At 62.6% G+C, this 18,920-nt stretch carries 19 protein-coding genes; 13 read left to right on the plus strand and 6 right to left on the minus strand.

The annotated features are described in order from the left end of the window. Window positions 1-228 precede the first annotated feature (228 nt). From ACFSM5_RS17105 to ACFSM5_RS17125, 5 genes are all read left to right on the plus strand, one after another. Window positions 229-972 carry an SDR family oxidoreductase gene (locus tag ACFSM5_RS17105; protein WP_379877736.1) on the plus strand — a complete coding sequence of 248 codons (744 nt, stop codon included), beginning with the start codon at window positions 229-231 and terminating at the stop codon, window positions 970-972. Window positions 973-987: 15 nt separating this feature from the next. Then, window positions 988-1,398 carry a cupin domain-containing protein gene (locus ACFSM5_RS17110; RefSeq protein ID WP_379877737.1) on the plus strand — a complete coding sequence of 137 codons (411 nt, stop codon included), beginning with the start codon at window positions 988-990 and terminating at the stop codon, window positions 1,396-1,398. Between the two features lie 238 nt (window positions 1,399-1,636). Beyond that, window positions 1,637-4,057, plus strand: coding sequence for a transketolase (locus tag ACFSM5_RS17115; protein ID WP_379877739.1), 2,421 nt, complete (start codon window positions 1,637-1,639; stop codon window positions 4,055-4,057). Window positions 4,058-4,123: 66 nt separating this feature from the next. Further along, the gene (locus ACFSM5_RS17120; protein WP_379877740.1) at window positions 4,124-4,621 is read left to right on the plus strand and encodes a winged helix-turn-helix transcriptional regulator; all 498 of its coding nucleotides are present in this window, start codon (window positions 4,124-4,126) and stop codon (window positions 4,619-4,621) included. A 74-nt stretch (window positions 4,622-4,695) separates the two neighbouring features. Beyond that, window positions 4,696-5,856, plus strand: coding sequence for an HPP family protein (locus ACFSM5_RS17125; protein ID WP_379877742.1), 1,161 nt, complete (start codon window positions 4,696-4,698; stop codon window positions 5,854-5,856). Here the strand turns inward: ACFSM5_RS17125 and ACFSM5_RS17130 are convergent. Then, the gene (locus ACFSM5_RS17130; protein ID WP_379877743.1) at window positions 5,848-6,327 is read right to left on the minus strand and encodes a DUF2269 family protein; all 480 of its coding nucleotides are present in this window, start codon (window positions 6,325-6,327) and stop codon (window positions 5,848-5,850) included. The genes ACFSM5_RS17125 and ACFSM5_RS17130 overlap by 9 nt on opposite strands. Further along, window positions 6,324-7,601, minus strand: a complete 1,278-nt coding sequence (locus tag ACFSM5_RS17135) for an NAD(P)H-binding protein (RefSeq protein ID WP_379877744.1) — start codon at window positions 7,599-7,601, stop codon at window positions 6,324-6,326. Before ACFSM5_RS17135 ends, ACFSM5_RS17130 begins: the two co-directional genes overlap by 4 nt. 332 nt (window positions 7,602-7,933) lie before the next feature. On the opposite strand from ACFSM5_RS17135, the gene ACFSM5_RS17140 reads away from it, so the two are divergent. Together ACFSM5_RS17140 and ACFSM5_RS17145 are read left to right on the plus strand one after the other, a co-directional pair. Beyond that, the gene (locus ACFSM5_RS17140; protein WP_379877745.1) at window positions 7,934-9,181 is read left to right on the plus strand and encodes an aminotransferase-like domain-containing protein; all 1,248 of its coding nucleotides are present in this window, start codon (window positions 7,934-7,936) and stop codon (window positions 9,179-9,181) included. A 164-nt stretch (window positions 9,182-9,345) separates the two neighbouring features. After that, window positions 9,346-10,236: a DMT family transporter gene (locus ACFSM5_RS17145; RefSeq protein WP_379877746.1), complete on the plus strand. Its 891-nt coding sequence runs from the start codon at window positions 9,346-9,348 to the stop codon at window positions 10,234-10,236. 163 nt (window positions 10,237-10,399) lie between these two features. On the opposite strand, the gene ACFSM5_RS17150 is transcribed toward ACFSM5_RS17145, so the two are convergent. Continuing rightward, window positions 10,400-10,957, minus strand: a complete 558-nt coding sequence (locus tag ACFSM5_RS17150) for a M23 family metallopeptidase (protein WP_379877747.1) — start codon at window positions 10,955-10,957, stop codon at window positions 10,400-10,402. Between the two features lie 148 nt (window positions 10,958-11,105). After that, complete coding sequence (locus ACFSM5_RS17155; protein WP_379877748.1) at window positions 11,106-12,008, minus strand: LysR family transcriptional regulator; 903 nt, start codon at window positions 12,006-12,008, stop codon at window positions 11,106-11,108. Between the two features lie 108 nt (window positions 12,009-12,116). Here ACFSM5_RS17155 and ACFSM5_RS17160 point away from each other — a divergent pair, with 108 nt between their 5' ends. The 5 genes from ACFSM5_RS17160 (at window position 12,117) to ACFSM5_RS17180 (ending at window position 16,293) form a co-directional block, all read left to right on the plus strand. After that, window positions 12,117-12,560 (plus strand): DoxX family protein, encoded by a 444-nt coding sequence (locus ACFSM5_RS17160; RefSeq protein ID WP_379877749.1) that lies wholly within the window; start codon window positions 12,117-12,119, stop codon window positions 12,558-12,560. Between the two features lie 3 nt (window positions 12,561-12,563). Next, window positions 12,564-13,223 carry a glutathione S-transferase family protein gene (locus ACFSM5_RS17165; protein ID WP_379877750.1) on the plus strand — a complete coding sequence of 220 codons (660 nt, stop codon included), beginning with the start codon at window positions 12,564-12,566 and terminating at the stop codon, window positions 13,221-13,223. A 126-nt stretch (window positions 13,224-13,349) separates the two neighbouring features. After that, on the plus strand, window positions 13,350-15,326 hold the full coding sequence (locus ACFSM5_RS17170) for a DEAD/DEAH box helicase (RefSeq protein ID WP_379877751.1): 1,977 nt from the start codon (window positions 13,350-13,352) through the stop codon (window positions 15,324-15,326). Between the two features lie 64 nt (window positions 15,327-15,390). Beyond that, window positions 15,391-16,041: a 4'-phosphopantetheinyl transferase family protein gene (locus ACFSM5_RS17175; RefSeq protein ID WP_379877752.1), complete on the plus strand. Its 651-nt coding sequence runs from the start codon at window positions 15,391-15,393 to the stop codon at window positions 16,039-16,041. Window positions 16,042-16,107: 66 nt separating this feature from the next. Then, complete coding sequence (locus ACFSM5_RS17180; protein WP_379877753.1) at window positions 16,108-16,293, plus strand: hypothetical protein; 186 nt, start codon at window positions 16,108-16,110, stop codon at window positions 16,291-16,293. Here the strand turns inward: ACFSM5_RS17180 and ACFSM5_RS17185 are convergent. Both ACFSM5_RS17185 and ACFSM5_RS17190 read right to left on the minus strand, forming a co-directional pair. After that, the gene (locus ACFSM5_RS17185) at window positions 16,290-16,499 is read right to left on the minus strand and encodes a hypothetical protein (protein ID WP_379877754.1); all 210 of its coding nucleotides are present in this window, start codon (window positions 16,497-16,499) and stop codon (window positions 16,290-16,292) included. The two genes, ACFSM5_RS17180 and ACFSM5_RS17185, sit on opposite strands and share 4 nt — an antisense overlap. A gap of 94 nt (window positions 16,500-16,593) precedes the next feature. Further along, window positions 16,594-17,508, minus strand: coding sequence for an SMP-30/gluconolactonase/LRE family protein (locus ACFSM5_RS17190; protein ID WP_379877755.1), 915 nt, complete (start codon window positions 17,506-17,508; stop codon window positions 16,594-16,596). Between the two features lie 126 nt (window positions 17,509-17,634). Between ACFSM5_RS17190 and ACFSM5_RS17195 the strand changes: the two genes are divergently transcribed. Continuing rightward, window positions 17,635-18,861 (plus strand): ROK family protein, encoded by a 1,227-nt coding sequence (locus ACFSM5_RS17195; RefSeq protein WP_379877756.1) that lies wholly within the window; start codon window positions 17,635-17,637, stop codon window positions 18,859-18,861. The last annotated feature ends 59 nt before the right edge of the window (window positions 18,862-18,920 follow it).

An 18,920-nucleotide genomic window follows, 5' to 3' on the forward strand; every position in this document is an offset into this window, starting at 1 on the left:
AGCTCGTCAGGCTCATAACCTGAAGGTCACAGGTTCAAATCCTGTCCCCGCAACCAAATCTACATACATACAAAAAGCCCTCCGCAGAAATGCGTGAGGGCTTTTTGTCGTCTTAGACTGAAGTTTTTCGAAAAAATACGCTCCGCGTGTCACAGGGCGCTTCCCCGTCTCGTCTTGCTTGATGAGACGGGCGATTGACCCGTTCCTGATAAGACAAGGATAGGGATCATGAAGATCGTCGTAATTGGTGGCAGCGGGCTTATCGGTGCCAAGACCGTCAGCAAGCTTCTGCAGCGTGGACACGAAGTTATTGCCGCTTCTCCGTCGAAGGGCGTCAACAGCGTGACGGGCGAAGGGCTCGATGCGGCCTCTGTGGGGGCGGACGTCGTTGTGGATGTTTCGAACTCGCCGTCTTTCGAAGACAAGGCGGTCCTGGAGTTCTTCGAGACTTCCACCCGCAATATCCTGGCAGCGGCATCCAAAGCGGGTGTGAAACATATTCTAGCCCTGTCGGTGGTCGGCACCGAGCGTCTGCTGCACAGTGGCTATTTCCGCGCCAAGATCGCCCAGGAGCGGATGATCGAAGCCTCCGGTCTGCCCTATAGCATCCTGCGTGCGACGCAATTCTTCGAGTTTGTTGGCGCTATCGCGGCCGGAGCCACTGTTGGTGATGCGGCGCGAGTCCCCCCGGCACCGATCCAGCCGATTGCCGCTGAAGATGTTGCCGATGCGGTTGCGCGGGCTGCTCTCGCCCCGGCTTTAAACGGGATGCGCGAACTGGCAGGGCCGGAGGCTATGTCCTTCGAGCGGCTGTTGAACCTGCTGTTCAGCGCCGATAAGGATCCGCGCCAGATTATCGTCGATCCGCAGGCCGGTTATTTCGGCACCCCCGTCGATGATCGCTCGCTGGTAGCTGATGCGGGTGCTTGGCTGGCACCGACCAGCTTCCTGACCTGGCTGGCCCAGCGCTGAACGGGAGACCTTAAAATGCTGAAAAAGATTTTTGCGGCGACCGTTCTCTCGTTGGCCCTGACGACCGGTGCCCTTGCCCATGATCCGAATGCTAAGACCACTCTGGTCTTCGATCATCCACTTCCGAATGTTCCGGGAAAAAGCATGCGGGGCGTGCTGGTGGACTATGCGCCGGGCAGTGGTTCTCCGTCCCACACCCATGCAGCGTCGGCCTTCATCTATGCCACCGTGCTGGAAGGCTCCATCCGCTCCAAGGTGAATGGCGGGCCGGAGCGTATCTATCGTGCTGGTGAGAACTTCGCGGAACTGCCCGGCGACCACCACGAGGTCAGCTTCAATGCCAGCAAGACGAAGCGAGCAAAGCTACTCGCGGTCTTCGTGGTCGACACGCCGGAAACGGTGCTGACCATCCCGGATCCGAAATAACAAAGCGGCGGATCGTCGCCGCTTCCAGCCGAATGGCCGGAGGCGGCGAAAATCTACGACCGTTTCTGTCTGGTCTTCTGGGGAACCCCTAAGAATCTTACGTGTTTTCGCGAAAACGGCTCACGCTCTATCGAAGTTTGGCGGGAGCTTCGCGGCCCCTTAAGCCATCAGTCGTTCCATGCAAAACTCACCCCCATAACCGCAACATGAGTGCGGATAAACCAGGGTGGATCGAGGCATGAGCAAGCAGCAGGACGCGCGTATTCCCTATCTGGCTGAGATCGAGCGTCGCGCGCTTTGGCTCGCCACCTGGACCATCCATAACGCGAACCATATCCGCCCGGCGGGCGATGTGAAGGTCGGCGGGCATCAGGCCTCGAGCGCCTCGCTGGCTACCATCATGACGGCCCTCTATTTCGGCGCGCTGAAGCCCGAGGATCGGGTGGCGGTCAAGCCCCACGCCTCGCCCATCTTCCATGCCATCCAGTATCTTGCGGGCAACCAGACCCGGGAAAAGCTGGAGAATTTCCGCGGCTATAAGGGCGTGCAGTCCTATCCCTCGCGCACCAAGGATGTGGACGATGTGGATTTCTCCACGGGCTCCGTCGGGCTTGGCGTTGCGCAGACGCTGTTTTCCTCCCTGGTGCAGGATTATGTGACCTCCCACGGCTGGATGCAGGGGCGCCCCGAGGGGCGGATGATCTCCCTGATCGGCGATGCGGAGATGGATGAGGGCAATATCTACGAGGCCCTGATCGAGGGCTGGAAACACGGACTGCGCAACACCTGGTGGGTGGTGGATTATAACCGCCAGTCGCTGGATGCCGTGATCCGCGAGGGGCTCTGGTCCAAGTTCGAGCAGATGTTCGCCAACTTCGGCTGGGACGTCGTCATCGTTAAACACGGCAAGCTGATGCAGGCTGCCTTCGCCGAACCGGGCGGCGAGCGCCTGCGCGACTGGATCGATGCCTGCCCCAATCAGCTTTATTCCGCGCTGACCTTCCAGGGCGGGGCTGCCTGGCGCAAACGGCTGCTGGACGATATCGGCGATCAGGGGGCCGTGACGAAGCTGATCGAGAAGCGGTCGGATGCCGAGCTGGCACAGCTGATGGGCAATCTGGGCGGCCATGACATGCCCTCGCTGCTGGAGGCCTTCGAGGCTGCAGGCAAACATGATCGGCCGGTCTGCTTCATCTGCTACACGGTGAAGGGCTTCGGTCTGCCGTTGGCGGGGCATAAGGACAATCATGCGGGCCTGATGACGCCCGATCAGATGGCGGGCTTTCAGACGGCGCGCGGCATTCGCGCGGGTCACGAATGGGACAAGTGGGAGGGCGCGACGCTTGATGCCGATGATCTGCAGCGCTTCGTTGATCAAAGCCCCTTCTTTGCCGGTGGCCGCCGTCGCCTAAGTGCACCTGCAGTGCCGGTGCCGGATGCGCTGACTTTCCCGGCACCAGGGAACAAGGAAATCTCGACCCAGATGGGCTTCGGGCAGATCCTGAACGAGTTGGCGCGCGGGGACAGTGCGCTCGCCAGCCGTATCGTCACCACGGCGCCCGACGTGACGGTTTCCACCAACCTCGGGGCCTGGGTCAATCGGCGGGGGCTGTTCGCCCGCGAAAGCATGGCCGATACCTTCAAGGCCGAACGTATCCCCTCGACCTATACTTGGGAATTCTCGCCCAAGGGTCAGCACCTGGAACTGGGCATCGCCGAATCGAACCTGTTTATTGCGCTTTCGGCGCTGGGCCTGTCCCATACGATCAATGGCGAGCGGTTGCTGCCCATTGGCACGGTCTACGATCCTTTCATCCTGCGTGCCGCCGACCAGATGAATTACGCCTGCTATCAGGATGCACGCTTCATGCTGGTCGCGACGCCATCCGGCGTGTCGCTGGCAGGCGAGGGCGGGGCGCATCAGTCGATCAGTACACCGCTGGTGGGCATGGCGCAGGACGGCCTGTGCTCCTTCGAGCCTGCCTTCCTGGACGAGCTGGCGGTGATGATGCGGTTCGGCTTCGACTATATGCAGCGCCATGGGGAAGGCGAGGGCGAGACGGGCGATATCGCCGAACGCTCCTGGTTGCGGGACGAGACCGGCGGCTCGCTCTATTTCCGCCTCTCCACCCGCCCGCTGGAACAGCCTCAACGGACCATGACACCGGAGCTGGCGCGGAATATCGTCGACGGCGGCTATTGGATGCGCAAGCCGGGTCCGAACGCCCAGGTGGTGATCGCCTATACCGGCGCTTTGGCACCGGAGGCGATCCAGGCCGTCGGCATGATGGCGGAGGATCGGCGCGATGTCGGTCTGCTGGCCATCACCTCTGCCGACCGCCTGAACGCCGGTTGGACGGCAGCGCAGCGCGCGCGGGAGAATGGGCATGGGCAGGCGCGTTCCCACATCGAACGCCTACTGGAGGATCTGCCGCCCCATTGCGCGCTGATCACGCTGATCGACGGGCATCCGGCGACGCTTGCCTGGCTCGGCTCGGTCCATGGGCATCGAACCCGGTCGCTTGGGGTAGAACATTTCGGCCAGACCGGCACGATCCAGGATCTCTACCGCCACTATGGCATCGACGCCGATGGGATCGTGCGGGCGGCGCAGGCCATGACGGCGGGACGGCCGATCCGTTATCTGCGGGCGGTTTAGCCGTCGCTTGATGCCTGGGGAGAGCGGTGCGATAATGCAACCGGTTTTCCCAGGCTAGAGTTCGAAATGGACGATACACAGCGTTCCGGCTGCCCGATCAATCTGTCGCTGGAGGTTTTCGGCGATAAATGGAGCCTGCTGATCCTGCGGGACATCATCTTCGGGGGGCGGCGCCATTTCCGCGAGCTGCTGCGCTCGGGCGAAGGGATCAGCACCAATATCCTGGCGGACCGCATGCGGATGTTGGTGGATATGGGGATGCTGACCAAGGCGGACGATCCCAGCCACAAACAGAAGGCGATCTATAGCCTGACGGAGAAGTCGATCGCCCTGGTTCCGATCATGGCGCATCTGGGGGCCTGGGGGCGTCGTTATCTGCCGGTCAGCGAGGATCTGAGCATCCGGGCCGAGGTCCTGGAGAAGGGCGGGCCGGAGATGTGGCAGCGTTTCATGGATGAACTGACGGTCGAGCATCTGCAGGGAGTGTCGCCGGAAGGCCCAACGGTACGCGACAAACTGCAGGCAGCCTATCTGGCTGTTGTGGAGCGACTGCGACAGAATTAGTCACAGCTAGGCGGTGCGCCAGTCCCTGGCTAAGTCTATAAACAGGCTTCCGCCGAGCATCTTTTGGTTCTTCAATGTCTCTATCCATCCTGCGAGAGCTGATCCCTGATCTTGGTCCGATCAGCGCAGCCGAACGTCTGCGGGCCTGTATCGGCGCGCTGATTGGTATTCTGATCACGGGCACCGTTGCCAAAATAGCCTCCAGCAGCCTGAACGAGATCCTGTTGCTGATCGCCCCGATGGGGGCTTCGGCGGTTCTGCTGTTTACGGTGCCGGCCAGCCCGCTGGCGCAACCCTGGTCGATCCTGGGGGGCAATGTCGCGTCGGCTGTCGTTGGGGTGATCTGCGCAAAGCTGATCGGCGATCCGCTGATTGCTGCAGCCGTCGCTGGGGGCGGGGCGATTGCGGCCATGCTGCTGCTGCGCTGCCTGCATCCGCCGGGCGGGGCCGTTGCCCTGACAGCGGTCCTGGGTGGGCCGTCGATCCAGGCAGCGGGTTTCGGTTTTGCCTTCTGGACCGTCGGGCTGAATTCCTTGCTGCTGCTTCTGGCGGCGCTGGCCTTCAATAATCTGACCGGCCGCCGTTATCCGCACCTGCGCAAGGAACCGTCCGAGAATCCGCATCGCACGAGCGATCCGCTTCCCCTGTCCCGGGTCGGCTTAACGACCGAGGATCTGGATCAGGCGCGCCAGCAACTGGACCATCTGGTCGATGTGGATCTGGAAGATCTGGAAGCGGTGCTGCGGCAGGCTGAACGCAATGCCCATCGGCGGCGTTTTGGCACCGTGCGCTGTGGGGAGATCATGTCGCGCGATGTCGTGACCATCCCGCAGGATGCACCGTTGCATGAGGCCTGGGATCTGCTCTGCCGCCATCATCTGCGGGTGCTGCCGGTCATCGGGACCGAACGCCGCGTCGTCGGCCTGCTGACCCAGGAGGGGTTCCTGAAACATGTGGGCTGGAGCCGCTATGGCGATCTGCGGCTCAATCTGCGCTGGTTCTTCAAGGCAAGCCGCCGCCCGCTTATCCATCGCCCCCATATCGTGGCGCAGATCATGGAAAAGATCGGTGTATCGACGGGGCCGGAGACGCCGATTGTCGATATGGTTCCCTATCTGAGCGACACGACCAATGCGGTGGTCCTGATCCTCGACCAGACCGAGCAACTGCTGGGGATCGTCGGCCAGTCGGATATCATCGCCGCGCTCTATGGGGACTCTGTCGCATCACCATAGGTCCGGCTTGGCGACCATCAGATAGAAGACCCCGACCAGTCCGATGAAGGCTGGCCAGCCCAGCCAAAACCACAGGCGCATCGCCTTGAAATAGGCGGACGGAAGGGGTGTGTCGGCCGCCACGCTTACCTGGGCGATGCGGGCGACATCCATCTGCAGCTTCACCACGACCAGCCAGCAGGCGCCCGCCACGATATAGATCCCATAGGTGACCAGCAGCCAGGAGGCATGGGGATCATGGCCTGCGATCAGGATCAGGCCGATTCCGCTCAAGGGCTGAACGATGCCGGACGTGGTGGTGAAGAGCCAATCGGCCAGCACGACATTCTTGGCGGTCGAGGCGATGGCCCGCACATCGCCGCGCAGATGTGTCGCCCACATATGGAAGGCCGTCCCGATCCCGGTGCCGAACAGCAGGGTCGAGCTGAGGATATGCAGGGTCTTCAGCAGGAAATAGGGATCGAGGGTCATTTTTCGTCCAGCATCGCCATCCAGGCCGCGATGGCGGCGAGGATGGGCAGGTTCTTCAGCAGCGGGCCATAGGCATCCACCCAGAGCGCGGGCTCCAGCAGGCCGATACCCAGGGTATAGCTGCCGACCGTCGCGAGCTGTGCCAGCCCCATCAGCTTCGGGCGCCAACCAAGGGTCAAAGCTGCCGCGATCAGAAGATCCCACAGGCAGAAAACATCCGCCATCAGGGGCGGCAGGCCCAGCTTGGCGAGAATGGCATCCCCGCCCGGCGGCGGGTTCAGCAGGCCTGCGATGCCCGATCCGGCCCACAGCAGGATCAGGATCAGTGTCAGCAGGGGTTTCAGGAAATAGAGCCGCGCGTGCCAGCGGTCCTGCACATGGGAGGGGGCGTCCCGCAGGGCATCGCTCATCTTGCGCGGGGTGAAGCCGATCGCTGTGGCAAAAGCGGCAGGGTCGGAGACATTGCCGTAGGTCATCTGCTCCAGCGCGGTGCTTCGCATCGGGCCGCGCCCGACGATATCGCCCAGTTTGGCGATGCCTGCGACGAGGGGCATCGGCAACTTCAGGAAGCGTGCAGGCGGCAAATCCAGCCAGGCGCGCAACAAAACCAGCATGTCCTTCAGCGTCAGAGTCTCCGGCCCCACAGGATCCAGCGTCACGTGTGAGAGGTTGGGGTCGGTCAGGCTACGGGCGACCGTTTCGGCCAGATCGTCGGCATGGATCGGCTGGAAGCGCTGGTCGCCTTCACCGATCAGGGGCATCACGAAGGGAAGTCCCGCCAGACCGCGTAGGGTGGAGGTGCCGCCAAAGCTGCCCTGCGCATAGACCAGCGAGGGTCGTAGCACGGTCCAATCGAGATCCAGGCTGCGCAGATAATCGTCGGCGGCCTTCTTGGTGCGGGCATATTCCGTGCCCGCGGCATCGTCGGCACTGACGGCGGAGATCTGGACGATTTTGCGGATGCCGCGCCGGGCGCAGGCATCGAACAGGGCTTTCGGAGCGGCGGCATGGATCGCATCGGCGCTGCCGTCCCGCCCGCTTTGCAGGATACCCGCGCAATTGACCACGCCATCGATACCGTCGAGCAGGGGGAGCCATTGTTCCGGTGCGGTCAATCGCTCCAGATCGATGCGGCTGACAGCGATATCTGGAAACCGGCGCCGGGCGCTGGCGGTATCGCGCACACCGGCCACGACCTCATGGCCCTGACGCAGGAGGCGGGACGCAATGTGCCGACCGATGAAGCCGGTCGCGCCGAGAAGGAGGATGCGCATCGGACCCCGACGGTTGAAAAACGCTGTGGCATTAAAAGCTTTTGCAAAAAAATGCGCCAGCGCCGCCGCGTCGCAGGGGGACAGAATCTTACGCAAGCTTGCGCGTGAAACCGCTGCCACCAGGGAAATTCCGACACATGGACGGCCGGTTTGAAATATTATTGCTCAAATCGCCGATAGGTCAATGCGTCTGACGCAATTCAGCTTCAACCGAAACCCTCTTCCGGTCGGACGCGGTCTCGGTTAGGGCTTATTTCAACACACGCAATATCTGCCCCGCCTCAAGTAGCCCAACGGGCGGTAGGCGAACAAAAGACCGAGGAGACGCCGCCGTGACCATCGACTGGAATGATACTTTCGCCAAACGCGCGCTGAAGCTGACGGCGTCGGAAATCCGCGAACTGCTGAAGCTGATCAATCAGCCGGACATTATCTCGTTTGCAGGCGGCATTCCGGATCCGGCTTTCTTCCCCTACGACAATATGGCGGCGGCCTATGCCAAGATCTTCGCCGATCCGAAGAAGCGCGCCGAGGCGCTGCAATATTCGATCTCCGAAGGCTATACCCCGCTGCGCCAGTGGATCGCCGAGCATCTGGCGACCCTGGGCATCGCGACCCATGCCGACAACATCCTGATCCTCAACGGCTCCCAGCAGGCCCTGGAGTTCCTGGGCAAGCTGTTCATCGGCCCCGGCGATCGCATCATCGTCACCAACCCGGCTTATCTGGGCGCGCTCCAGGCTTTCAGCTTGTACGAGCCGGAATATGTGACCGTCACCCTGGACGAGACCGGCCTCGATATGAAGGCGCTGGCACGAGAATTCGAGAAGGGGGCGAAGTTCCTCTATCTCACACCGGATTTCGGCAACCCCTCGGGCGTCACCCTGTCGCTGGAACAGCGCAAGGCGCTGCTGGATCTGGCCTATCGCCACAATATCCCGGTTATCGAAGATACGGCTTACGAGAAGCTGCGTTATGACGGCGCTGCCGTGCCCTCGCTGCTGTCGCTTGATACCTCGCGCCTTAATGAGAGCGCGCCGCTCAGCGACCCGACCTCCAACGGTCATGTGATCTATTGCGGCACCTTCTCCAAATCCATCGCGCCAGCCTTGCGCATCGGCTGGGTGATCGCCCCGACCCCGGTGGTGCAGAAGCTGGTGCTGATGAAGCAGGCGAGCGATCTGCATGTCTCGACCCTCAACCAGATGGTCATGCATGAGGTCGTGCAGGAGATCATCGACAGCCATACCGCCAAGCTGCGGGATGTCTATCGTGCCCGCCGCGACGCGATGCTGGCGGCGCTTGAGAAATACATGCCTGCCGGTGTGACCTGGACCAAGCCTGAAGGCGGCATGTTCGTCTGGGCGACGCTGCCGCCGCACCTGGATGGCGCGGCGCTGCTGGCGGCCTCAATCGAAAAGGAACGGGTGGCCTTCGTCCCCGGCGCGGCTTTCTTCCCCGACAGGTCGGGCCGGAACACCATCCGCTTCGCCTTCTCGCTGGTTCCGCCGGAGAAGATCGAAGAGGGCGTGAAGCGTCTGGCGCGCCTGATCGGTGAAATCTCCGCCGCTGCCGCCTGAAAATTAGGCTATAACGGCGAACGGGCGGTGCGACCGAGCCAAATGCGATCAACCGTGATCGTATTTGGCTCATACCCTTATGAATTCAGCATAAAGCAGGCTTAATCGAAATCGATTAGGCCTGCTTTATGCTGGGGCCGCCCGTTTGCTATTTGGGGGAAGAAGTGAGCAAGCAGGTTCTGGGCATAGGCGCTGCCGAAGCGGTGCTGATTTTGATCACCGTCATCTGGGGCGGCACCTTCCTGGCCGTGCAGATCGCCATGAGCGTCAGCGGGCCGATGTTCTTCGTCGGCTTCCGCTTCGGGATCGCCGCCCTGGCCCTCGCGTTGCTGTCCTGGCGTCACCTGCGGGGGTTTACCGCCCTGGAACTGATGGCCGGTCTGTTCATCGGCATCTCCATCACGCTTGGTTATTGCCTTCAGACCGTCGGGCTCCAGACGATCCCCTCCAGCAAATCGGCCTTCATCACCGCCCTCTATGTGCCGTTTGTGCCGTTGTTGCAGTGGGCGGTTCTGCGTCGCCCGCCCAGCGTCATGGCCTGGGTGGGGATCGTGCTGGCTTTTATCGGTCTTGTCCTGCTGGCCGGTCCCGATGGCACCGCGCTCAACTTCAATGTCGGCGAGTTCGTGACCCTGCTGTGCGCGATGGCGATTGCGGCGGAGATCATCATGATCGGCGGCTATGCGGGCAAGGTGAATGCCCGCCGGGTGACGGTGCTCCAGCTTGCCGTCGCTTCGTTCTTCTCTTTCCTGGGCATGGTGCCTGCCGGGGAAAGCGTGCCGGAGTTTTCCTGGCTGCTGGTCGGGCTGGCGGTCGGGCTTGGCTGTGCCAGCGCCGCGATCCAACTGGCGATGAACTGGGCCCAGCGCACCGTCTCGCCCACCAAGGCCACGCTGATCTATGCCGGGGAGCCGGTCTGGGCCGGTATCGTCGGACGCATCGCCGGAGAGCGCCTGGGCGTTGCAGGGCTGATCGGCGGTGGCTTGATCGTGCTGGGGGTGATCGTCAGCGAACTGAAGCTGCGCCGGAAGGCTGCCGCGGTGGAAGGGGCGTAAGGGGCGCTTCCCACCCCGTTTGTTTGTTGTCACCCCGGGACTTGATCCCGGGGTCTCCTCCGGGGGCATTTCCACACTGTCTCAGGAAGAATTGGCCCGGCTCCCGGAGGAGATCCCGTGGTCAAGCCACGGGATGACGAAACTCTTAACAGTCGGACGGTCGTCAGTCTGCTCGAAACACGTCGGCTTCGGCGACCAGTTCCAGCGGATCCTGGGCTTCGCCGTGCAGATAGACTTCCCAATAGAGATGCGGCCCTGTGGCATAGCCGGAGGTGCCGACGCTACCGATCTGCTGGCCCTGGCGCACCTTCTTGCCCGCGACGAGGCCAGGGGCAAAACTATTCAGGTGCGCATAGACCGTCTCATAGCCGTCAGCATGGCGGATGCGGACGAGGCGCCCATAGGTCTTGTGCCAGGACACGGAGACGATGGTGCCTTCCTTGGCGGCGACGACCGGCGTGCCCCGCGCGACGGCGAAATCGACGCCATTGTGAAAACGCACGTCTTTCAGGATCGGGTGCACCCGCCAACCGAAGCCGGAGGTCATGCGCCCCCCCTTCACCGGGACAATGAAACCCTTGGGCAGATCGGGGATCTGATGGACGACGGGCGCGTTGCGGTTCGAATGGCGTGCAGTCGGTGTGGCCTGGGTGGTCAGCGGTAGCAGGCAGGCAACAGTGGTGGCCAAAACGAGGGGCAGGCGGCAAGGGGAAAACGTCAAAACTCTGGTCTCGCTCTCGTCGTCATCTTGTCTTACGGCGGGTTTGTTACTGTGTAACGCGACCTCTGCCAACCCGGAAAAACTGCCATGGTCCACAACCCGAAGCGGGGCGTTTGACCTTGATCCGGACCTCTCGTCTGGCCGGACTTTAGGGCAATTTTGCGGCAACCCCTGCCATCAAGGGGCGTTGGGCGATCAAAGCTTCGCCGACGATTTCGAAGAAGGCGCGGATGCGGGCGGTGTTTTTGAGATCGCTGTGGGTCACGATCCAAAGCTCCCGCTGCAGGGCTGGAATGGGTGGAAGAATTCGCACCAGATCCGGGTCGGGGTCGGCGAGATAACAAGGCAGGGCCGCAATGCCGATGCCGGCCTTGGCGGCGAGATACTGGTTGATGAGGCTGGAGGAGCGATAGGCGATGGCGCTGGCGGGCGCAATCCGACCGATCCAATCGACGGCGCCGATCCCACTGGCATCTTCGCCCCAGCCGATCAGCGGATGCCGCTGCAGATCCGCCTCAGTCATGCCCACAGCCGCGAACTCCGGGCGGCCATAGACGGTCCAGGCGACGTCCGAGAGTTTCCGGCCCCACAGATCCCCTTCCTTGGGGCGGAAAGGGCGCAGGGCGATATCCGCTTCGCGCCGGGACAGGCTTAGCACCCGGCTGTCGAGGACCAGTTCGACGGTGAGGCCGGGATGGGCCGCCCGGAAGGCCGCGAGATGCGGTGTCAGCAATCGAAAGGCCAGGGTTTCCGAGGAAGTGACCCGCAGGCGACCCGTCAGCCGATGGTCGCGGCCGGAGAGCGAGCGATCCAGCGCCTGGGCTTCGTCCTCCATCCGCTCGGCTGCTGCCGCCATCTGGGCACCTGCCTCGGTGGGGAGATAGGAGCCCGTGGCCGTCCGTTCGAACAGCTTGAGGTCCAGCCGCTTTTCCAGCGCGCCCAAGCGGCGGAATACCGTCGAATGGTCGATCTTCAGCAGCTTGGCCGCCCCCGTCAGGCTGCCGCTGCGGGCAATGGCCAAAGCCAGTTGAAGTTCGTTCCAGTCATCCATGGATAAGAGTTTGCATTGTTGCAAGGTGGCTTGGCAATAACCCAACGTGCGTTGCTGGTTTGCCGAATACATCCTCCGGACATCACTTGTTCCTTGAAGGAGGTTGTTATGAACCGCGATCCCGATATGACGCTGCAAACCATCGGCGTCACCCTGCTGCGCATCTCGCTCGGCATCATGTTTCTTGCCCATTCCGTCATTCTGAAGTGGCTGACGTTCACGCCAGCCGGGACGGCACAGTTCTTTGTGTCCATCGGTCTGCCCGCCTGGACGGCCTATGCCACTCTGGCGGCTGAAATCATCGGCGGCGGGATGCTGGTGCTGGGCATTCAAGCCCGCTGGGCCGCGCTCGCCCTTTCGCCCATTCTGCTGGGCGCGCTGGGTGTGCATGCGGGCAATGGCTGGGTCTTTACCGCCACCGGCGGTGGCTGGGAATATCCGCTGTATCTGTTGGTCCTGAGCCTTGCCCAGGTGCTGCTGGGGGATGGCGCCCTAGTGCTCAGCCGCTCCATCCTGCCCCGGCGTTTCAGCAATGCATTGATGGGAGCCTGAGCCATGGAACTCGTCAGCTTCGATCTCTGCCCTTATGTGCAACGCGCGGCCATTGCTCTGGCCGAAAAGCAGATCGCTTTCACCCGCACCAGCATCGATCTTTCCGACAAGCCCGACTGGTTCAAGACGATCTCGCCCCTTGGCAAGGTGCCGCTGCTCAAGACACCGTCGGGCGATGTGCTCTTCGAAAGTGCCGCCATCTGTGAATATCTCGACGAGACGCAGGGGCCACAGCTGCATCCGGCGGATCCGGTCATTAGGGCAAAACATCGCGCCTGGATGGAGTTTGCCTCGGCTACCTTAAGCGACATCGGCGGCTATTATTCCGCCTCCGATGCCCAGGGCTTCGACCGCAAGGCAGGGGACCTGCGCGCCAAGTTCGAGCAGATCGAGAAGGCGCTCGATGCAACTGGCCCTTTCTTTGCGGGTGCGGCCTTCAGTCTGGTAGATGCCGCTTTCGCGCCGATCTTCCGATATTTCGAGGTGTTCGAGCGTTTCTATCAGCCCGCCATTTTCGATCATCTGCCCAAGGTCAGGTCCTGGCGGTCGGCCTTGGTGGCCCGGCCCAGCGTGTCGGGGGCGGTGGTGCATGATTTCAGCGCCAAGCTCGAACGGTTCCTGGTGAAGAAACAGACCCATCTTTCCACGCTGATCGCGGCATAAAGGCGGGGCAGGGTTGCCCGATGCGCGCTTGGCGACACGGGCCGAATCAGGTAAAACATCGACATCAGGCAGGCTTTCCCCCGCGGGAAGCCTGCTTTTACTTTTGCCGAACAGATGGATTTGCCCGTGGCCTTTCTTCCCACGCACCAGGCGCTCGCCCGCGCTCTTGCCGATAAAAACTATGTCGATCCGACCCCCGTGCAGACCGCCTGCTCGGCCGAGGAAGCGGTGGGCCGCGATCTGCTGGTATCTGCGCAGACCGGGTCGGGCAAGACCGTTGCTTATGGTCTGGCGATGGCCTCGACCCTGCTGGGAGAGGCTGAAACCTTGGGCCGGGCGGGCGATCCGCTGGCGCTTATCATCGCGCCGACCCGTGAGCTGGCCCTGCAGGTCCATCGCGAGTTGACCTGGCTTTACGAACATACCGGCGCCAAGGTCGTTTCCTGCGTCGGCGGTATGGATCCGCGCCGCGAAGGCCGTGCGTTGGAAATGGGCGCCCATATCGTCGTCGGTACGCCGGGCCGTCTGGTCGATCACCTGGGCCGTGGCCGTCTCGTCATGGGCAACCTCAAGGCCGTGGTGCTGGACGAAGCGGACGAGATGCTGGACCTGGGCTTCCGCGAGGACCTGGAGTTCATCCTGGAAGCCACCCCGCAGGAACGCCGGACCCTGCTGTTCTCTGCCACCCTGCCGCGCGACATCGTGCAGATGGCCAAGACCTATCAGCGCGATGCCTTGCGTATCGAGGTGAAGGGCGGCGAAAAGGGCCATGCCGATATCGAGTATCGCGCGATCCGCGTGGTGCCAAACGAGATCGAACATGCGGTGGTCAATGTCCTGCGCCTGATCGAAGCGCCGACCGCCATCGTCTTCGCCAATACGCGTGAAAGCGTGCGCCATCTGCAGGCGACCCTGCTGGAGCGTGGCTTCTCCACCGTCTCGCTGTCGGGCGAGCTGTCGCAGAACGAGCGTAACCATGCGCTCCAGGCTCTGCGTGACGGCCGCGCCCGTGTGTGCGTTGCGACCGACGTTGCCGCCCGTGGTATCGATCTGCCGGGCCTGGGCCTGGTGATCCATGCCGATCTGCCCCATGATGCCGAAGTGATGCAGCATCGCTCGGGCCGTACCGGCCGTGCAGGCAAGAAGGGCGTCAGCGTTCTGCTGGTTCCGCCCTCGCGCCGCCGCCGCGCCGAAATGTTGCTGCAATATGCCAAGGTCGAAGCGCAGTGGGGCGGTCCGCCGTCTGCCGAAGAGATCAAGAAGCTCGACCAGGAACGCCTGCTGCTCAACCCGCTGCTGACCGAGGAAAACGGCGAAGACGATCTGGTCATGGCCCGTGCCCTGCTGGCCGAACGGTCGGCCGAGGATATCGCGGCGGCCCTGGTTCGCCTCTATCGCGCCCAGCTTCCCTCGCCTGAAGAAGTCTTCGATCCGGGCGAGCGTCCGCAGCGCGCCCCGCTGGACCCCCGCGCCCCGCTGGACCCCCGCGCCCCGCGCGAACGTCCGGAGCGTGGCCCGCGTTCGACCATCGAAGGCGGCGTCTGGTTCCGTCTTAACGTCGGTCGCCAGAAGAATGCCGATCCCCGTTGGCTGCTGCCGCTGATCTGTCGTCAGGGTAAGATCACCAAGCAGGAAATTGGTTCGATCCGGATTTTCGAGCGCGAAACCAAGGTCGAGATCGCCGGGTCGGTGGCGGATCGTTTCCTCGCCTCGGTCCGTAAGATCGACAAGGCCGATGTGAAGATCGAACTGGCCACGGACAATGCTCCGGTGCCGTCTTTCGAGGAACGCCCTGCCCCCGGTCAGAAGCAGTATCCCAAGAAGGGCGTCTGGAAAGATCGTGATGGCGGCAAGCCGCCGCGTGAGGGCGCAGAGCCCCGCTTCGAAAAGAAGCCGAAGTACGATCCGCTCGCAGCCGATGGCCCTGCTCCGAAATACGAGGGCAAGCCCCAGTTCGAAGGCAAGAAGTTCGAGGGGAAGAAGTTCGACAAGAAGCCGGGCGAGAAGCCCCGCTTCGAGGGTAAGAAGTTCGACGGCCCCAAGTTCGATAAGAAGGCCGGCGGCGCCAAGCCGCCCTTCAAAAAGAAGCCCTCGGCTTCGTAACAAAAAGCCCCGGCCGAAACGCCGGGGCTTTTTGTTTGGATCGGCTTGAAGGTAGGGTCCGCAGATGATCGTCACGATTGCTTCCTGCCGCATCTCCCTGCCTGAGACGCGTAATCTCGTGGCCCGCTGGGCAAGTTACGAGGATCGCACCCATGCCGCCCGCCGGAAACAGAAGGCGGCGCAAGCTGCCTCTCTCACTGCCCGGGCTCTGATGCGGTCGGTGCTGGTCGAAGTGTGGGGGCAGGGTGATTTCGAGGTTGAAGCGGATCATGGTGGCAAGCCGTGGCTCAGAACCGCCGATGGAGATCGCGGCCCGAGCATCTCGCTGAGCCATAGCGGCGATTGGGTGGCGGTGGCGACGGCGGAGCAAGGCGCGCTGGGCATCGATATTGAAAGCCACCGCCCGCGCAATTTTAAGAAACTGTCCGCCTATGCATTCGGCCTGCAGGAGCAGAAGGTGGCTGCCGAAGGGGCAGACGCCTTCTATCGCCTCTGGGTTCTGCGCGAAGCCCGCTCGAAGGCGACCGGGGCGGGCATTGCGGAAGCGGCAAATGGCCAGGATCAGGTGGCGGGGTGTCCTGAACTGGGGAACTGGGTCGATCCGGCAAAGGGGGAGTTCTGGCATTTCGCCCACCGCCGACCCGCCATCGATCTTTCCCTAGGGGTTGCGATCAAGGTTCCGGCCGATCAGGCCGTGACGATGAGATTCCTGTGAACAGGAAACAAGGTCGGCTCGTTCGGCGTTTCATGGGCGTAGTTCCCTTGGCCTGGAGGACCTGCCATGACCGAATCTGAACGGATCCATATCATTGCCCTGCTGGAACGGGCCGAGTTCGACCTCGCACGCCTCAATGCCTGCGCTGATCCCGAGTGCCTTGGCGACAGCAACATCCGCGCCCTGCCACGCGTGCGGGCGGAATTGCGTCGGCTGCGTGGCGAGGGCGCGCCGCTGCGCCGGGTGGGCTAATAAGCCCGCCCGCCGATCCGCAGCATGCAAGGGATGGTGAAGGATCCGTTGGCGTCATCGCACCGGACGGTTCCCGGCCCCTGACTGGCGGAACTCGCGTAGGACGGGCTGTAGTTTCCGGGCGGTGTGCGGTTGAGGCCGCCGCAGCCGGTCAAGGTCAAACCCGCCGTGAGGGCTAGGATCGGGGCAAATGTTGAAAGGCGCATCATTGCCTCCTGGGGCTACCACGCCACCTTCCGATAAGATGGTGATAACCCAACGGCGCTGCCCCGCTCAGGTTCCGTTCCTGGCCTGAAAAACCTAGAGGGAGGCGATCTCGCCAACGCGGCCGTTAAAGCGGTCTTCTGGTAGTCCCCGCACCGGCAGATCCACATAGAAGATACTGCCCGACAGCGGATAGCGGCTGGCATCGTCGATGTTGAGATTTTCACGGGCGGTCGTGATAAACAGCCGATTCAGGTCCGGCCCGCCAAAGCAGCAGCAGGTTACCTGAGGGACCGGCAGGTTGATGCGGATATCGCGGGTGCCGTCCGGCAAGATCCGCTGTACCCGGTTGCCGTTGAACTGGCAGTTCCAGAGGGCGCCCTCCGCATCCACGCAAGACCCATCCGGCCCACCCTCGTTGGAGGTCAGGCGCACAAAGAGACGCTTCTCCCCCAATGTGCCGCTGGCAGGGTCATACTCGAAGGCGAAAATGTCTTTGGCCGAAGTGTCGGCGAAATACATCGTGCGGCCATCGGGGGAGAAGCAGAGGGAATTGGTGCAGCCCACTTCTTCGAACAACGTCTGTGTGCCTGAAGACTCCACCCGCATTACCGACGACAGGCGTCGCAGCGAAACTTCGTCCATGCCGCCGACGATGAAGCGGCCCTGGCGGTCGCAGCGGCCATCGTTCATGCGGGTCGTAGGCTTGTCGACTTCGAATTCTGACAGGCGATGGCGCCGGGCAGTGTCGGGATCGAAGCGGAACAGACCACTTTCAAAGGCGGCGAGGATCTGCCCGTCCTGATCGAAGGCGAAGGAGCAGAGGCGCTCGTCAAGATCCATGACCGTCAGATCGCTGCCGTCGAACTTGGCCGAGCAGAAACGCTTGCCGTGGATATCGGTCCAATAGAGCCGCTGGGTTTCGATGTTCCACTGAATGCCTTCGCCCAGGATATAATCGGCCTCGATCAACAGCTTGGCGTTGATCGCCGGATTCTTGGCAGTGGACATTGTCGCGGCTCCCCCGTGATTATTCGACCCGGCCGGTTGACTTCGCCGGTTGATGGGCGTCAGGGTGGGTCTGAATAATTCACCTGTCAAACAAAAAGGGCCGTTCGGGCCCGGCGGGAGAAGGGCGTGACGGGTCGGGATTTAGAGGGTGGGTTCGATGCCGGGGGCGGGATCACCAAGCTCCGTGTCCTCAACGAGATCCGCCGTCGCGAGGCTGTCGCGCGGGTCGATATATCGACCGCCACGGGCTTAAGCCGGGGAACGGTAACAGCTGTCACGGCGGACCTGATTTCCGAAGGTCTTGTGATCGAACTGGAGGCTTCGGAAGAGGCGGCTGCGCCGTCCCAGCGTGGGCGCCCTCGGGTTCTCCTGGCCCTTAATCCCGATGCCCTGCGGGTGGTCGGCGTCAAGGTGGCGCCGGATACGATTGCCGTTTCCATCACCAATTTTGTCGGGGACGTGGTGGCACGCCACGACACCTCGGTCCAGGTGAAACTGCGCGAGCCGGAGGAGGTGGCGCGGCTGGTGCAGGAGGGGGTCGATCATGCCCTGGCGACTGCCGGACTGACCCTGGCGCAGACGGCGGGGATCGGCATCGGCGTGCCGGGGTTTATCGACCACGCGACGGGTCTGTGTCGTTGGAGTCCAGTGTTCGGCGAGCCGGATATCCCGTTTGGCCAGATGATGGCCAAACGCCTGGGGCGCCCGGTTTTGCTGGATAATGACGCCAATCTGGTGGCTTTGGCTGAGCAATGGTTCGGCCCGCGCCGGGCGGAAAGCGACTTTCTGGTCGTCACGGTCGAGCATGGCGTCGGCATGGGGCTGGTGCTGGATCACCGGCTTTATCGCGGGGCGCTGCGGGTCGCCTCGGAGTTTGGCCATACCAAGATCCAGCAGGGCGGCGCGCTCTGCCGTTGCGGTCAGCGCGGCTGCATCGAAGCCTATGTGGCGGAATATGCTCTGGTGCGCGAAGCCGGGGCTTTCATGCCCGCCTGCGATATCTCAGACCCTCAGGCGACCCGCCTTGCCCTCGATGCCCTGGCTGCTCTGGCGGAGGCGCGCGATCCTGTGGCGCTGGAGATCTATCGGCGCGCAGGAACGATCCTGGGGATCGGACTCGCCAATCTGATCAATATCCTCAACCCGCCCCTGATCGTCCTGTCGGGGCGCGCGATGCGGACCTCGCATCTGTTCTGGGACGCGATCATGGCTGCCCTAAAGGCCAATGCAGTGGGCGGCGAACGAGATCTGCCGCGGATCGAAATCCACCCCTGGGGCGATGATGTTTGGGCGCGTGGGGCGGCGGCGCTGGTGCTCGACCGACTGTATCAGCTTCCCCAAAATGGCAGCTAAGGCACCCTATTTAGTTTTGTGACTGAAAATATTGCTTGCCAACTTAGCGCTGTCATCGC

Origin of the sequence: Lacibacterium aquatile, from assembly GCF_042683105.1 — a bacterium.
GTDB classification, from domain to species: domain Bacteria; phylum Pseudomonadota; class Alphaproteobacteria; order Elsterales; family Elsteraceae; genus Lacibacterium; species Lacibacterium aquatile.

Excerpts from the sequence above, each read along its gene's own strand:
- ACFSM5_RS17125 (WP_379877742.1), top strand. The coding sequence starts at position 4,696 with ATGTCTCTATCCATCCTGCGAGAGCTGATCCCTGATCTTGGTCCGATC.
- ACFSM5_RS17115 (WP_379877739.1), top strand. The coding sequence starts at position 1,637 with ATGAGCAAGCAGCAGGACGCGCGTATTCCCTATCTGGCTGAGATCGAG.
- ACFSM5_RS17180 (WP_379877753.1), top strand. The coding sequence starts at position 16,108 with ATGACCGAATCTGAACGGATCCATATCATTGCCCTGCTGGAACGGGCC.
- ACFSM5_RS17160 (WP_379877749.1), top strand. The coding sequence starts at position 12,117 with ATGAACCGCGATCCCGATATGACGCTGCAAACCATCGGCGTCACCCTG.
- ACFSM5_RS17110 (WP_379877737.1), top strand. The coding sequence starts at position 988 with ATGCTGAAAAAGATTTTTGCGGCGACCGTTCTCTCGTTGGCCCTGACG.
- ACFSM5_RS17175 (WP_379877752.1), top strand. The coding sequence starts at position 15,391 with ATGATCGTCACGATTGCTTCCTGCCGCATCTCCCTGCCTGAGACGCGT.
- ACFSM5_RS17105 (WP_379877736.1), top strand. The coding sequence starts at position 229 with ATGAAGATCGTCGTAATTGGTGGCAGCGGGCTTATCGGTGCCAAGACC.
- ACFSM5_RS17130 (WP_379877743.1), bottom strand. The coding sequence starts at position 6,327 with ATGACCCTCGATCCCTATTTCCTGCTGAAGACCCTGCATATCCTCAGC.
- ACFSM5_RS17185 (WP_379877754.1), bottom strand. The coding sequence starts at position 16,499 with ATGCGCCTTTCAACATTTGCCCCGATCCTAGCCCTCACGGCGGGTTTG.
- ACFSM5_RS17165 (WP_379877750.1), top strand. The coding sequence starts at position 12,564 with ATGGAACTCGTCAGCTTCGATCTCTGCCCTTATGTGCAACGCGCGGCC.
- ACFSM5_RS17135 (WP_379877744.1), bottom strand. The coding sequence starts at position 7,601 with ATGCGCATCCTCCTTCTCGGCGCGACCGGCTTCATCGGTCGGCACATT.
- ACFSM5_RS17190 (WP_379877755.1), bottom strand. The coding sequence starts at position 17,508 with ATGTCCACTGCCAAGAATCCGGCGATCAACGCCAAGCTGTTGATCGAG.
- ACFSM5_RS17155 (WP_379877748.1), bottom strand. The coding sequence starts at position 12,008 with ATGGATGACTGGAACGAACTTCAACTGGCTTTGGCCATTGCCCGCAGC.
- ACFSM5_RS17120 (WP_379877740.1), top strand. The coding sequence starts at position 4,124 with ATGGACGATACACAGCGTTCCGGCTGCCCGATCAATCTGTCGCTGGAG.